The following is a 14,970-nucleotide window of genomic DNA, read 5'->3' as shown; positions in this document are numbered from 1 at the left end:
TCTTCGTCACACCGTTGACACGTGAGCGTGGCCACCCCTAACGTCACCGGAAAGTCCCGCGTCGAAGCGCTTCGACAATCGTTCGTCGAAGCGCTTCGACGACCCCCATCCGGAGGACGGCATGTTCAAATCACGAGCCGGCGTCGCTGCCGGTGCGATGTTGCTGGCCACGTCGCTGGCTTTGGCCGCATGCAGCGGTTCCGGCTCAGACAGCGATAAGGGGAGCGACGCCAAGACGCTCACCCTGTGGCACTACGAGGGCCCGACCAGCGCCATGGGCGTCGCCTGGAACAAGGCGATCGAGCTGTTCAAGGCGTCCCACCCGGGCGTCGAGGTGAAGTTCGAGGAGAAGTCCTTCGAGCAGATCCAGCAGAACGCTCAGATGATCCTCAACTCCGACAGCGCACCCGACATTCTCGAATACAACAAGGGCAACGCGACCGCCGGTCTGCTCTCCAAGCAGGGCCTGCTCACCGACCTCTCGGACGAGGCGTCGAAGCGGGGCTGGGACAAGAAGCTGAGCTCCAGCCTGGCCACCACCGCCAAGTACGACGACGACGGCATCATGGGCTCGGGCAAGACCTTCGGCATCCCGAACTACGGCGAGTTCGTCGAGGTCTACTACAACCAGGACATGTTCGCCAAGTACGGCCTGCAGGTGCCGACCACCCTCGACGAGTTCGTCAAGGTGCTCGACGCGTTCAAGGCCAAGGGCATCACCCCGCTCTCGGTCGGCGGTGCGGAATACCCCGCCCAGCAGATCTTCTACGAGCTGGCCCTCTCCAAGGCCGACCGCTCGTGGGTGGACGACTACCAGCTCTACAAGAACAAGGTGGACTTCCACGACGAGCAGCTGACCTACGGCGCGACCACGTTCGCCGACTGGGTGAGCAAGGGCTACATCGCCAAGAACTCGGCCGGCATCAAGGCCGAGGACATGGGCGTCGCCTGGGAGCAGGCCAAGTTCCCGATCCTGATCTCCGGCAGCTGGTGGTACGGCCGGTTCGCCTCCGAGGTGAAGAACTTCAAGTGGGGCACGTTCCTGTTCCCCGGCAACAAGCTGCACCCGGGTTCGAGCGGCAACCTCTGGGTCGTCCCGGAGAAGAGCAAGGCCAAGAGCCTGGCGTACGACTTCATCGACATCACCATGCAGCCCGAGGTGCAGAACCTGCTGGGCAACAGCGGCGGTCTCCCGATCGCGGCCGACCCGGCCGCCATCACCGACCCGAAGAACAAGGAACTGATCGAGACCTTCAACAAGATCTCCAGCGAGGACGGTCTCGCCTTCTACCCGGACTGGCCGGCCCCCGGCTACTACGACGTCCTGGTCTCCGGCGTGCAGGGCCTGATCAACGGCTCGAAGACCCCCACCGCGTTCCTCGACGAGATCGCCAAGCCGTACAACGAGAACCTCGCCGACATCGGTAAGTGACGTCCCTCCGCGGGTGGCGCCCGGTGCGCCGCCCGCGGATCTCCCCCCGCACGAAGGGACGTGACATGGCCGGCAAGAAAGGCTATGCGGTCTACCTGATTCCCGGCGTGATCCTGTCGGTGGCCATCATCGTGGTGCCGCTGATCATGACGGTCTACACCAGCTTCACGAAGTGGAACGGCGTCGGCGACCAGAAGTGGATCGGCTTCGACAACTACACCCGGCTCTTCGAGGACGAGCTGTTCTGGTCCTCGTTCGGGCACATTTTGCTGCTGATCGTGGCCATGGCGGTGGTGCCGACGCTGCTCGGCCTGGTGCTGGCGGCGGTGCTGTTCGACTACGTCGCGAAGAAGTTCAGCAACCGGTGGGCGTCGCTGTTCCGCAGCGGCTTCTACCTGCCGCAGGTCATCCCGGTCGCGGTGACCGGCATCGTCTGGGGCTGGATCCTGCACCCGGACTACGGCGCGCTCAACAAGATCCTCGACTCGATCGGCCTGTCCGGTCTCGCGAGGAACTGGCTGGGCGACCCGAAATACGCGCTCTACAGCGTCATGGCCATCATGATCTGGTTCCAGCTGGGCTACCCGATCGTCATGTTCATGTCCGGCCTGCAGCGCATCGACCCCTCCCTCTACGAGGCGGCCGATCTGGACGGCGCGTCCTTGTGGCAGCGCTTCCGCAAGATCACGGTCTACATGATCCGGCCGGAGTTCTACGTGGTCCTGGTGACCACCACGATCGCCGCGCTGAAGATCTTCGGGCAGATCTTCGTGCTGACCGGCGGCGGCCCGAGCAACGCGACGCTGGTGCCGTCGTACTTCGCGTACAAGAACTTCTTCGAAAAAGCCCAGGTCGGGTACGGGTCGGCGATCTCGACCGTGCTCACCGTGATCATCATCGTGCTGGCGTTCGTGTTCCTGCGCTTGCAGAACCGGGCCGAGAAGGCCGGAGCCTGACATGACCGTTACCGCTGTGAAGAATGCGGCGCCGGCCTCGGAAGAGCCGGTCAAGGCGGCCAAGCACCGCAACCCGCTGCGCTTCGGCGTCCTGATCGGCCTGCTCGTTCTCCTGCTGCTGGTGGTCGCGCCGCTGCTGGTGGTCGCGATCAACGCGGTCAAGAGCCCGAGTGACTACGCCAGCAACGGGCCGCTGTCGCTGCCCGGGCACCTCTACTGGGACGGCATCGTCAACTTCTGGAACCGGGTCAACTTCGGCCAGAAGCTCTGGAACAGCTTCTTCACCAGCCTGGTCGTGGCGGTCCTGGCCGTCGTGGTGAGCATCCTCAACGCGTACGCCCTGGGCATCGGCCGGGTGAAGGGCCGCATCTGGTTCCTGGTGTTCTTCCTGGTCGCCAACCTGCTGCCGCAGGAGGTGCTGGTCTACCCGCTGTACTACCTGTCCAAGCAGGTCGGCCTCTACGACAGCCTGTGGTCGATCATCATCATCTTCACGGTCATCCAGAGCGCTTTCGGTACGTACCTGCTGACCAGCGTGTACGCCGAATTCCCGACCGAGTTGCTGGACGCCGCGTCCGTCGATGGCGCCGGAAAGTGGCGAACCCTGTGGCGTGTCGTGGTCCCGGTCAGCCGGCCCACCCTCGGCGTGCTGTTCACCTTCTTCTTCATCTGGACCTGGAACGAGTTCTTCCTGCCGCTGGTGTTCCTGATCTCCAACGACAACCAGACCGTGCCGGTCGCCCTCGGCGTCCTGCAGGGCGACCGCCTGATGGACGCCACCACGACCAGTGCCTCGGCGCTGATCGGCATCCTCCCGGCGATGTTGTTCTTCGTGATCTTCCAGCGCACGCTCACCCGCGGCATCACTGCCGGCGCCATCAAGTAAAGGGACTCTTCATGAAGTTCACCGACGGCTTCTGGCTCAAGCGCGCCGGGCTGACCGTGCTGCACCCCGCTCAGCTGCACGACAGCTCGATCGAGGGCGACACCCTGACCGCGTTCGCGACCGCGAAGCGGGTGCAGACCCGCAGCGACACCCTGGACGCACCGATCATCACGATCAGGTGCGAGGCGCCGGCCCCGGACGTCATCCGGGTGACGATCGGCCATTTCCTGGGCGGAGTCGCCAAAGGGCCAAATTTCGCGCTAAACCGTGAAGAGCACGAGGTCAGCGTGTCCGACTCGGCGCTCACCTCCGGCGCGCTGACCGCACAGTTCCGGGGCGGTGAGGAATGGGGTCTCGATTTCCTCGCGGATGGCAAGCGGCTCACCGGTAGCGGCTGGAAGGGCATGGGCATCGTCGACACTCAGGACGGTGCTCAGTTCGTACACGAGCAACTTGATCTTGGGGTGGGCGAAGCCGTTTATGGGCTGGGGGAGAGGTTCGGGCCGTTCGTCAAGAACGGCCAGAGCATCGACATCTGGAACGAGGACGGCGGCACCAGCAGCGAGCAGGCCTACAAGAACGTGCCGTTCTACTTCACCAATCAGGGGTACGGCGTGCTCGTCGACCACCCGGGGAAGGTGTCGTTCGAGGTCGCCAGCGAAATGGTGTCGCGCACCCAGTTCAGCGTGGCCGGGCAGACCCTTTCCTATCTGGTGATCTACGGGCCGACGCCGGCCGATGTTCTCCGCAAGTACACCGCGCTGACCGGGCGTCCGGCGCTGCCGCCGGCCTGGTCGTTCGGGCTGTGGCTGACCACCTCGTTCACCACCCCCTACGACGAGGAGACGGTCAACCAGTTCGTCGACGGCATGGCGCAGCGGGACCTGCCGCTGAGCGTGTTCCACTTCGACACGTTCTGGATGCGCGAGTTCCACTGGTGCGACCTGGAATGGGACCCGCGGATCTTCCCGGACCCGCCGGGCATGCTCAAGCGGCTCTCCGACCGCGGGTTGCGCACCTGTCTCTGGATCAACCCGTACATCGCGCAGCGGTCCTCGATGTTCGCCGAGGGATTGGCGAACGACTATCTCGTGCGCAAGGCGAACGGTGACGTCTGGCAGTGGGACCGCTGGCAGGCCGGAATGGCGCTCGTCGATTTCACCAACCCGGCGGCGCGCGAATGGTACGCCGGGAAACTGCGGGCCCTGGTCGACATGGGCGTCGATGCCTTCAAGTCGGACTTCGGCGAACGCATCCCGACCGACGTCGTGTGGCACGACGGTTCCGACCCCGAACGCATGCACAACTACTACACGCAGATCTACAACCAGGTCGTGTTCGACGTGCTGCGGGACGCTCGCGGCGAAGGCGAGGCGGTGCTGTTCGCGCGCTCGGCCACCGTCGGCGGGCAGCAGTTCCCGGTGCACTGGGGCGGCGACAACTCGGCGACCTACGAGTCGATGGCCGAGTCGCTGCGCGGTGGGCTGTCGCTGATGTCGTCCGGGTTCGGCTTCTGGAGCCACGACATCGGTGGCTTCGAGGGCCGCCCCGACCCGGCCGTGTTCAAGCGGTGGATCGCGTTCGGGCTGCTCTCCTCGCACAGCCGGCTGCACGGCAACCACTCGTACCGGGTGCCGTGGCTGTTCGACGAGGAATCGGTCGAGGTGCTGCGCAAGTTCACCCACCTCAAGTACCGGCTCATGCCGTATCTCTTGGGCGCCGCCCGCGAGGCGCACCTGACCGGCCTGCCGGTGATGCGGCCGATGATCGTCGGGTTCCCGGCCGACCCGGCCGTCACCCACCTCGACCGGCAGTATCTGCTGGGCGGGGATCTGCTGGTCGCGCCGGTGCTGTCCGAGGCCGGCGAGGTCACCTACTACGTGCCGGCCGGTCGCTGGACCCGCTTCGCCAACGAGGAGATCGTCGAAGGGCCGGCCTGGGTCACCGAGACGCACGGCTTCGACAGCGCGCCGCTGCTGGTCCGGCCGGGTGCGGTGCTGGCCATCGGCAACCGCACCGACCGCCCGGACTACGACCACGCCGACGGGGTCACGCTGCGGCTCTACGAGCCGGCCGAGGGGAGTACGACGGTGTACGTCGGCACCAGCACGTTCACCGTGACCCGGGACGGCACGGCGATCCGGGTCGAGCGGGACGGGCCGGCGCTGCCCTGGCGGGTCGAGGTCGTCGGCGGGGCGTCGGGCGACCTGGCCGCCGGCGACGCGGTCTGGGTGACCGACTAAGAAGCCTCTGGGGAGAGGGATCGCGGAGACGCGGGGACGGGGTGACCGTCCTCGCGTCCCGCTCTACTGTGTAGTCGTGGACTTCGCCCAGGTCGATGCCGACGACCTGCGCGCGGCCTGCCTGGCCGCCCCCTCCGGGCTGCGGATCGCCGGGGCGACGATCACCGGGGCGCTCGATCTGCGGGCCTGCGAGGTGTCCGTGCCGCTGCGCTTCACCGACTGCCGGTTCACCGGTCCGGTCAACGTGCAGGGGGCGCGCCTGCACCAGCTGGTCATCGAGGGCGACGGGCACGCGCTGCCCGGCCTGATCGCCGCCGGTGCCCGGATCTCCCGGGACCTCGTCGTGTCCGGGATGGTGGTCACCGGTGACCTCCCGGCCCGGTCCGAGAACCGCACCACCGCCAGCATCTGGCTCACCGAGGCCGACGTCGGCGGCAGCGTCGTCATGGCCGGCACCCAGATCCGGCCGGCCACCGGGCGGGCGCTGCACGCCGACCGGATCCGGGTGGCCGGCAACATCCGGCTCCTGGACGGCTTCCGGGCCACCGGCGAGGTCCGGATGCCGGCCATCCACCTCGGCGGCAGCCTCGACCTGATCGGCGCCGAGTTCGCCCCGGCCGACGGGCGGGCGATCGACCTGTCGAAGGCCTCGATCGGCGGCAGCGTCTTCCTGCTGGACTCGCCGAACACCGGCCGGCGGTGCCACGTGCGCGGGCGGATCGAGATGAGTCACGCGACGATCCGCGGTGACCTGTTCATCCGGAACGCGAGTCTGACCGCGCCGGCGGCAGGCGGCGGCGCGCATTTCTACAACTCCGCCCCGCGGGCGGCCCGCACGTTTCTGCTGGCACCGCGGCTCACGGCGCACGGCGGGCTGGTGATCGAGGGGGAGACCGTCGTCCGGGGCGGGCTCGTGCTTCCCGGTGCTCAGTTCGACGGCGGCGTCAAGATCGCGGGAGCCGTCTGGAATCCCGGCGACACCGCGATCGACCTGGTGCAGGGCGTGCTGGGCGGGGGCTTCGAGGCGCCGGGTGTGTCGGTCGAGGGCCGGGTCGACCTCAACAACGCCAAGATCGAGGGGCCGATCAATCTGGAGGACGCGGTCCTCACGAAACCCGCCCTGCGTCGGTGCCTGGCTGTCGTCAACGCGCGCGTCGCCGGCGACGTGCGGCTCCGCCGGGTCACCGCCCTCGGCGGCAGCCTCAACTTTCGTGGCGCGACGATCACCGGGGTCGTCGACGCCACGGACGGCTTCGTGCACAACCCCGGTGACAAGACCATCGGCCTGAACATGGCGAACATCGCCGGCAACGTGCGGTTTTGCGGCCGCTTCCGGTCGGTGGGGGTGGTTGTCCTCAACCGTGCAGTGATCGGCGGCCGTTTCCGGGCCGACGGCGCCACCCTGGCCTGGCGCGCCGTCGCCGGGCTTGAGCCGCCGGGCGAGGCCAACGTGCGTAGTTGTGCCTTCGAGGCGATCTCGGCCGAGATCCGGGGCGGGTTCAGCCTCGGCTGGCAGGTGCTCGACGGCACCGTCGACCTCACCGGCACGACCACCCCCTTCCTCGCCGATCGCGCGCTCCAGGACTGGCCGGCCGGCTCCTACATCGGCGGGCTCGGCTACGAACGGTTCGAGCCGATCGAGGGGCGCGGCCACGCGGTCTGGGACGCGGCCACCCGGATCGCCTGGCTGGATCGGATGGAGCCGTTCGACCCGCGGGCCTGGGAGCGGCTGGCGGCGGTGCTGCGGGCGGCCGGGGACCGGGACGGCGCGGACACCGTGCTGGTGGCGCAGTATCGCCGCGCCCGCCGGACCCAGGCCCTGCCTCGCCGGGTCTTCGATGTGCTGCAGGACGTCACGGTCCGCTACGGCTTCCGGCCGCAGCGCGCGCTCTACCTGCTGCTGGCGCTGCTCGCCGCGGTCACGGTCGCGCTGAGCCTGCCGGTCGTGCAGGAGCAGATGCGGGCCACCGACCAGAACGCCCAGGTCTTCAGCCCGGCCGGGGCCGTGGGGTCGGTGCGGTCCGACCACCCTTGCGGTGACGGCAAGGTGCGCTGCCTCAACCCGTTCTTCTTCGCCGTCGACACCGTGGTCCCGCTGATCGATCTGCACCAGCGGTCGACCTGGTACCCGGTCTCCGAGCGACACGGGCCGCTGCTCGCCTGGCTGCTCAACCTCTGCACGATGCTCGGCTGGGTCGCGTCGACCGTCTTCGCGCTGTCCTTCACCAGGTTGGGCCGAACATAGCTCTGCAAGCAGGATCACTCTCCTGCGGTGCTGATCAGAGGATCCCCGAGCGGGGGTAGGAATTACGATCACCGGATGGACCTCTTCGTCCCGGGAGTCGTCTACCTCGACATCGTCTTCACCGGCCTGCGCGAAATGCCCCGGCCGGGCACCGAGGTGTGGGCCACCGGCATGGGCTCCTGCCCCGGCGGGGTGGCGAACCTCGCGGTCGCGGCGGCCCGGCTCGGCCTGCGGACCGGCCTCGGCACGGCGATCGCCACCGACGCGTACGGGGATTTCTGCGCCTCCATCCTCTGCACCCAGGAGAACGTGGATCTGACCTATTCGCGGCGGATCGAGGGGCACTCGCCGGTCACCGTCTCGCTCTCCTACGACCGCGACCGCAGCATGATCACCCACGACCACCCGCCGCCGCTCAACGCCGACGGCCTGGTCAACGGCCTGCCCGCGGCCCGGGCCGCGTCGGTGAGCCTCACCAAGGACCCGCTGCCGTGGGTGCGCGAGGCCCGCGCGGCCGGCACCCTGGTCTTCGCCGACGTCGGCTGGGACGCCAGCGCCGCATGGCCGGCCGAAGCCCTCGACATGCTCTCCGACTGCTACGCCTTCCTGCCGAACTCGGTCGAGGCGATGAGCTACACCCGCGCCTCGTCGCCGGAGGAGGCCGCCCGCCGGCTCGCCGGGCTCGTCCCGGTCGTGGTCGTGACCTGCGGCTCGGACGGCGCCATCGCGATCGACTCGGCCACCGGCGAGCTCGTGCGCGTGCCGGCCGTGCCGGTCGAGGCGCTCGACCCGACCGGGGCCGGCGACGTCTTCATGGCCGGCTTCATCCTCGGCACCCTCTCCGGGTGGCCGCTCGAGCAGCGACTCGCCTTCGCCAACCTGATCGCCTCGCTGTCGGTGCAGCACTTCGGCGGCTCCCTGTCGGCGCCCGGCTGGGGCGACATCGCCGACTGGTGGCGGACCGCACGGGCCTCGGCCGTCCTCGCCGCGCGCTATCAATTCCTCGACGACGTCATCCCCGATGGCGAGCGGCGTTCCGTTCGCCGCGCGGGGGCCACGATTGCCCGGCTATCGGATGCGCATGCCCACGACTGACCGGCTCAAGCTCACCATTCTCGGCGGCGGCGGATTCCGGGTGCCGCTCGTCTTCGGTGCCCTTCTCGGGCCGGATTCGCCGATCGGGACGGTGGTTCTGCACGACGTCGACCACGGGCGGCTGTCCGCCATTCGGCGCGTTCTCGCGGCGCAGGCCGCGGCTGTCTCCGCTGCCCCGGCCGTCGAAGCGACCACCGATCTCACCGAAGCGCTCACCGGCGCCGACTTCGTGTTCAGCGCCATTCGGGTCGAAGGGCTCGCCGGGCGGGTCATCGACGAACGGGTCGCGCTCGGCGAAGGGGTTCTCGGGCAGGAAACGGTCGGGGCCGGCGGGGTTGCTTTCGGGCTGCGCACCGTTCCGGTCGCCACCGCCATCGCCCGGCGGATCGCGCTCGTCGCGCCCTCGGCCTGGGTCATCAACTTCACCAATCCGGCCGGACTCGTCACCGAGGCGATGGCGGCCCATCTCGGCGACCGGGTCATCGGCATCTGCGATTCGCCGTCGGCCCTCGCCCGGCGCGTCGTGCGCGCCCTGGGCAATCCGGCGGCCCGGGTGGAATACGCCGGATTGAATCACCTCGGCTGGCTCACCGGCGTACACAACGGGTCGGAAAACCTGCTGCCGCAGCTGCTGAAGGATGACGATGGCCTGGCGTCCTTCGAAGAAGGGCGGCTTTTCGGGGCTTCGCGGCTGCGCGAGCTCGGGGCGGTGCCGAACGAATACCTGCACTACTACTACGACACCGCGGACATGGTGCGGGCCGAGTTGGACGCGACCGAGACCCGTGGCGAATTCCTGCTCCGGCAGCAGGAGGAGTGCTACCGGGAATTGGCGTCGGACGATCCGCTCGGCGCGTGGGAGGCGGCGCTGCGGCAGCGGGACGCGACCTATATGGCCCTCGAAGGCCTCGGCGAGCGCGATGACGCCGAGGGCGGGGGATATGAGCGGATCGCGCTGGCGCTGATGATGGCGATCGCGCGGAATCAGCCCACTTCGCTGATCGTGAATGTCCGCAATCGCGGCACCATCGCCGCCTTGGACGACGACGCGGTGGTCGAGGTGCCGTGCGAGGTCGACGCGGCGGGCGCGCACCCCTATCCGGGGGCATTTGTGCCGTCGCACGGCATCGCATTGGTCCGGCGGATCAAAACCACCGAACGAGCGGTGCTGGCGGCCGCTGCGGAAGAATCCCGCGCCATTGCGGTACGGGCCATGGCGTTGCACCCGCTCGTCGATTCGGTGCCGATCGCGCGCCGCTTGATCGACGCTTACATCGCCCGACTGCCCTCGCTGTCCTACCTGCGCTGAGCCAGCCCTGCTTGTCGGCCGGCTTGTGCTGGGCGGGTTGCTTCCGCGCTGCTTGTCGGCCGGCTTGTGCTGGGCGGGTTGCTTCCGCGCTATTTGTCGGCCGGCTTGCGCTGGGCCGGCTGCTTGCCGCGCTTTCGGAAGGCTGCGGCTCGGGCTCGGTTTTGGCAGGTCAGGCAGCAGAAGCGGCGGCGGCCGGCGGGGGAGTTGTCGACGTACACGTCGGCGCACTGATCGTCGGCGCAGACCCCGATGCGGCCCGGATGCTCGGCCAGGTGATGCCGTAGGGCCAGCGCGGCCGCTGCCCGGCCGGCGTGCGCGGGGTTGTCGACGGTCCATTCCTCGCTGAGCGTGCCGTCGGCGGCGGCGGTGAGCACCGGGCGAACCTTCGCCGCCTGGAGCAGTGCCGTGATCAGCCGGGCCCGCTGCGCGGCATCGGCCGCCGCGAAGATCGGGTGGAACTCGTCGGCCAGGGCGGTCAGCCCCGGGTCGTCGCCGCGCTCGCGTGGGTCGAGTGCGCGCGGAAGCGTGCCCCACTCGTTGACGAGCGCGACCAGCTCCGGCATCGCCATGACCGCGATCCTTGTCGCCACCCCTCGATCGTAACGCATTGGCTCGGTTCTTCGCGTTGCGCGCCGGAGTCGTCATGCGTAACGTGATGGATGGCTTCAATGCGTGACGAAGATCGGGGAGTGACCATGACCGCGACCAAGAGCTGGGTCGGACTCGCCGTCCTGGCCCTGCCCTGCCTGCTGGTATCCCTGGACGCCGAGGTGCTCTACCTGGCCACGCCGCAGCTCACCGCCGACCTCCGGCCGACCAGCGTCCAATTGCTCTGGATCATGGACAGCTACGTGTTCGTGGTGGCCGGCGCCCTCATCGCGATGGGCGTGCTCGGCGACCGAATCGGCCGCCGACGCCTGCTGCTGGCCGGAGCCGGCGCCTTCGGGGCGGCGTCGTTGCTGGCCGCCTTCGCCACCACCCCCGGTCAGCTGATCGCCGCCCGAGTCCTGATGGGCCTGGCCGGCGCGTCGTTGATGCCGTCGACCCTCGCGCTGATCCGGACGATGTTCCCCGACCCGCGCGCCCGCACCGTAGCGCTCGGCGTGTGGAGCGCCAGCTTCTCCCTGGGCGGAATAGCCGCCCCGCTGATCGGCGGCGTACTCCTCACGCATTTCTGGTGGGGTTCGGTTTTCGTGCTGGCCGTCCCCGCCGTGCTGCTGCTGCTCACGCTCGGCCCGTTCCTCCTGCCCGAGTCCCGGGACCGCAGCGCCACCGGCTTCGACATCGCCGGCGCGCTGCAGAGCCTCGCCGCGGTGCTTCTTTTTGTGTACGGCGTAAAGCAGCTCGCCGCCTCCGGCTGGCACTCAGTGCCGTTCCTGACCATCGCGGCGTCGGCGGCCCTGGCCGTGCTGTTCGTGCGCCGCCAGCGCCGCATCCCGCAGCCGCTGCTCGACCTGACGATCTTCCGCAACCGGCGAACCACGGTCGCCCTGATCGTCAACGCCCTGAGTTTCTTCGTCCACTACGGCAGCCAGATCGGGGTGGCCCAATACCTGCAGCTGGCCCTCGGCCTGTCCCCACTCCAGGCCGGCTTGTGGACCCTGCCGTCGGTGCTCGCCTACCTGGCCGCGTCGTTCCTCGGCCCGCTCCTGACCCGATGGATCCCGGCCGGCTACGTGATCGCCACCGGCTTGGCCGCCATCGCCACCGGCCTGGCGATCATGGCGATGGGTGGCCTGACCAATGTGATCACCGGCGCGATCGTCTTCTCGATCGGCCTGGCCCCCGCCTACATCTTGACCACCGACCTGGTGGTGTCGACCGCGCCCCCGGCCCGCGCCGGAATGGCCGCGGCCTTGGCCGAAACCGGCTGCGAATTGGGCGGCGCCCTCGGCATCGCGGTGCTGGGCTCGCTGATGGTCGCGGTCTACCGGCACGCCGCCGCCCCGGCGTTGACCGCTTTCGGCCTGCCCCCCGACGCAACCTTCGGCGAGGCGGTGGCAACCGCCCACACGTTGCCGTCCCGCGCAGGAGAGCTGCTCCTGGCCGAGGCTGTCCCGGCATATACGAGCGCTTTCACCACAATGGCGATAGCCGGAGCCATCCTCGCCACCGCAGTAGCCGCCGCAGCAGCCATCGCGCTCCGCCCAGCCCGCCGCTCGCCCGCCACGCCGACCCCGCGTTCAACTACGCTCGCCGAGCAGGCGGGGTCCGAAGTGCTTGCGGCCGTCGCGCCCGCCGAGTCCGCAGCCCGGCCCGCGATGCCTGCCTGACTTGCGGTGCCGGCGTTGCTCGTCCTGTCGGTCGCCCGCCGCGGCGCCGCCGCGGTCGTCGACGCGGTCGTCGACGCCCGCCGAGCATGCGGGTTCCGGAGAGCTTGCGGTCCTCGCGCTCGCCGAGTCCGCAGCCCGGCCCACAATGGCCGCCCGCCTGGCCTGCGGTGCTCGCGCTACTCGCCCTGCTGGAGGTGCCGTCCGAGCAACGTGTTGACTGGATCAACATTGCTGAACGCGTCATGTGTTGACGTGTTGATTTCGTGTTGACCGTCAACACGTTGGTGGGCTTCGGGTGGCCCGCGCTGCGCGGTGGTCCGTGTCGCCGGTCGGCTGCCGTGGCCGCCGTGGCCGCTGTGGCCGCTGTGGCCGCTGTGCTCCTTGCTGTCGCCTCGGCCATTGCCGCTGTTGTCGTGGCGGGAATCTGACCCCGCGTTCGTTCGTCACCCTCTGGTCATGCGTCGGTTCTCACATGTTGGTCTGGCCATGGTCTATTGGCCTGGCCTTGTCTCATTGTGCGGGAGCCGGAACGCGGGTGAGCCTGATGTGGTCACCGCTGTGGAGGTGAGACGTGCGTCTCTCCCAGTGAATTTGGCGTCGGGTGGCACTATCGAGCACTGTGGAGGTGTGGTGGGCATTGCGGGTGGAGTCTGTGCGCTACGCTCATCACTCCTATAGGTAAGATAGGTGTTAGGAGGGGCGCGATGACTACAGCCGTGCACCGGCATGTGCCGTCGGCCCGGCGGCCCGCGGACGACGAGGCGCTACGCCGCCAGTTCGACCGCGACGCCATCTGGAACCGCATGGTCAAACCCGGCCACCGGCTGCCGTCGCAGCCGCTGCTCGAGGCCGACCTCGGCCCGATCCACCTCGACCGCCTGCGGCTGACCGGCCCGATCGTGCTGGTCTTCTTCCGGTACGCATCGTCCGAGCCCTGCAACACCGCCCTCGCCGCCTACCAGCACCAGTTGGTCCCCGCGCTGGCCGGCACGGACGCGCACCTGGTCGCGGTGAGCCCGCAGATCCCGCAGCGGCTGGCCGAGATCAAACGCCGCCACGACCTGACCTACTTCGTCGCGGCCGACGTCCGCCACACCTTGATCGACGCGTTCAACCTGGGCTTCCACGAGCCCGGCGCCGACGCGATGCTGGGTGGCCGCCGCTCGGTCCTGCCGTTCCCGGCCGTGGTGATCGCCGACCGCGCCGGCACGGTCCGCTTCGCCGACGTCCGCGCCGACGGCGCCCCACACCCCGACCCGACCACCATCCTCACCGCGGTCCGCTCCCTGACCTGACCGCGGGTCGGCTGTGTTCCGCGCCGGGAGTTGGCGCTGGCGAGTGATCGTGCGCGGGCCGTGATGCTCCCCGTGGCCCCCGGTGGGCCAGCGCGCCGGAACGGCGTTCCGGATCTGGTCGGTCACGTGGACGTTCATCCAGTGCGGGTGAGGCATCGCGTTCGGCGCGCGCGGAGGGCAGAGGCCGGTCGTGGCTGCCCGCTGGGCATGTTGCCGACGCCTTGCCGAAGGGGATGACCGATGGGACGACGTGACTACGAGCCGTGGGACGCAATGGCCGACGCCGGGACGGCGGCGCGGACGACCGGGGGTCAGTTCCGGCAGCTGGTGCCCGTGTACAGCGACCGGGCCGGGTTTGCCTATCAGGTGATGCGCGGTCAGCGGGTTCGGCGGCGGGGGCTGCGGGCGGTCGCGGTGACCGCGGTGGTCGCCGCGGTCGGCGGCGCGCTGACGGCCCTCGCGGCGGTCAGTCCGAACGGCAAGACGGTAGCGGCGTCGGGGTCCGCGGTGGTCGGCCCGAACGGCAAGACGGCAGCGGCGTCGGGGTCCGCGGCGGTCGGCCCGACGGCCTGCAGGTAGCCGCGCAGGCTGGTCTCATCGAGCCGTGGCAAACGGCGACGGCGAGCCATGCGGCGGAATGCGGCGAGCCACCGAGGTGGCCGCCCCGGCCGGCGTGTGCCGGGGCAGCGCTGCCCTCGCCGGGCGCGGCACAATCGGCGGATGCTGATCAGAGACGCCAGGGCCGAAGATGTGGACGCGATCGTGGCGATCGGGCAGCAGACGTGGCCGGCGACCTATGCGTTCGCCGGTGACGAGTATGTGCGGGACGGGCTTGCCGCCTGGTGGTCGCCGGCGGCGATCGCGCGCAGCCTGGGGGACACCACGGTGCTGGTGGCCGAGGACGGCAGCGGCCTGGTCGGCGTCGGGAACATCGATCTGCGCGGCGCGGTGCCGATCATCTGGAAGCTCTACGTGCTGCCGGAGACGCAGGGGACCGGTGCCGGGTCGGCGCTGATGGCGGGGCTGATCGAGCGGGCGGGCGGCCTTGCGGTGCGCCTCGAGTACGTGGCGGGCAACTCGCGGGCGGCCGGGTTCTACGCGGGCCGGGGCTTCACCGAGCTGCGCCGGGAGGCGGGCGAGCGGCCCGGCTGGCCGGAGATCGTGTGGATGGAGCGTCACTCGGTGCCCCCGCAACAGGCCGGATAAGGATCAGGCCGGACGCCGCGCGATGGACGG

General features: G+C 69.4%; 12 protein-coding genes. 11 read left to right on the top strand and 1 reads right to left on the bottom strand.

All coding sequences use genetic code 11. The annotated features are described in order from the left end of the window. Positions 1-121 precede the first annotated feature (121 nt). The 7 genes from Adu01nite_RS31145 to Adu01nite_RS31115 all read left to right on the top strand — a co-directional run bounded on the left by Adu01nite_RS31145 (position 122) and on the right by Adu01nite_RS31115 (position 10,166). Positions 122-1,432 carry an ABC transporter substrate-binding protein gene (locus Adu01nite_RS31145; RefSeq protein WP_203732069.1) on the top strand — a complete coding sequence of 437 codons (1,311 nt, stop codon included), beginning with the start codon at positions 122-124 and terminating at the stop codon, positions 1,430-1,432. 65 nt (positions 1,433-1,497) lie between these two features. Continuing rightward, the gene (locus Adu01nite_RS31140) at positions 1,498-2,388 is read left to right on the top strand and encodes a carbohydrate ABC transporter permease (protein ID WP_203732067.1); all 891 of its coding nucleotides are present in this window, start codon (positions 1,498-1,500) and stop codon (positions 2,386-2,388) included. 1 nt (position 2,389) lies between these two features. Further along, the gene (locus tag Adu01nite_RS31135) at positions 2,390-3,274 is read left to right on the top strand and encodes a carbohydrate ABC transporter permease (protein WP_203732065.1); all 885 of its coding nucleotides are present in this window, start codon (positions 2,390-2,392) and stop codon (positions 3,272-3,274) included. A gap of 11 nt (positions 3,275-3,285) precedes the next feature. Next, positions 3,286-5,517 carry an alpha-xylosidase gene (gene yicI, locus Adu01nite_RS31130; RefSeq protein WP_203732063.1) on the top strand — a complete coding sequence of 744 codons (2,232 nt, stop codon included), beginning with the start codon at positions 3,286-3,288 and terminating at the stop codon, positions 5,515-5,517. A gap of 76 nt (positions 5,518-5,593) precedes the next feature. Further along, on the top strand, positions 5,594-7,762 hold the full coding sequence (locus Adu01nite_RS31125) for a translocation/assembly module TamB domain-containing protein (RefSeq protein ID WP_203732061.1): 2,169 nt from the start codon (positions 5,594-5,596) through the stop codon (positions 7,760-7,762). 75 nt (positions 7,763-7,837) lie between these two features. Next, on the top strand, positions 7,838-8,857 hold the full coding sequence (locus Adu01nite_RS31120; protein WP_203732059.1) for a carbohydrate kinase family protein: 1,020 nt from the start codon (positions 7,838-7,840) through the stop codon (positions 8,855-8,857). After that, entirely contained in the window at positions 8,844-10,166 is a 1,323-nt protein-coding gene (locus Adu01nite_RS31115; protein WP_203732057.1) for a family 4 glycosyl hydrolase, read from the top strand. Before Adu01nite_RS31120 ends, Adu01nite_RS31115 begins: the two co-directional genes overlap by 14 nt. Before the next feature lie 89 nt (positions 10,167-10,255). On the opposite strand, the gene Adu01nite_RS31110 is transcribed toward Adu01nite_RS31115, so the two are convergent. Beyond that, on the bottom strand, positions 10,256-10,756 hold the full coding sequence (locus tag Adu01nite_RS31110; RefSeq protein WP_203732055.1) for a CGNR zinc finger domain-containing protein: 501 nt from the start codon (positions 10,754-10,756) through the stop codon (positions 10,256-10,258). 105 nt (positions 10,757-10,861) lie between these two features. On the opposite strand from Adu01nite_RS31110, the gene Adu01nite_RS31105 reads away from it, so the two are divergent. From Adu01nite_RS31105 to Adu01nite_RS31090, 4 genes are all read left to right on the top strand, one after another. Further along, on the top strand, positions 10,862-12,439 hold the full coding sequence (locus tag Adu01nite_RS31105; protein ID WP_203732053.1) for an MFS transporter: 1,578 nt from the start codon (positions 10,862-10,864) through the stop codon (positions 12,437-12,439). A 704-nt stretch (positions 12,440-13,143) separates the two neighbouring features. Beyond that, positions 13,144-13,734, top strand: coding sequence for a redoxin domain-containing protein (locus tag Adu01nite_RS31100; RefSeq protein WP_203732051.1), 591 nt, complete (start codon positions 13,144-13,146; stop codon positions 13,732-13,734). A 240-nt stretch (positions 13,735-13,974) separates the two neighbouring features. Then, a complete protein-coding gene (locus Adu01nite_RS31095) occupies positions 13,975-14,313 on the top strand; it encodes a hypothetical protein (RefSeq protein ID WP_203732049.1) in 339 nt (112 codons plus the stop codon). A 141-nt stretch (positions 14,314-14,454) separates the two neighbouring features. Beyond that, entirely contained in the window at positions 14,455-14,940 is a 486-nt protein-coding gene (locus Adu01nite_RS31090) for a GNAT family N-acetyltransferase (RefSeq protein WP_203732047.1), read from the top strand. Positions 14,941-14,970 lie beyond the last annotated feature (30 nt).

This window comes from Paractinoplanes durhamensis (assembly GCF_016862175.1).
Lineage (GTDB): Bacteria > Actinomycetota > Actinomycetes > Mycobacteriales > Micromonosporaceae > Actinoplanes > Actinoplanes durhamensis.
Note: the sequence above shows the minus strand (reverse complement) of the source record. Positions and strands in the feature narration are given on the sequence as shown.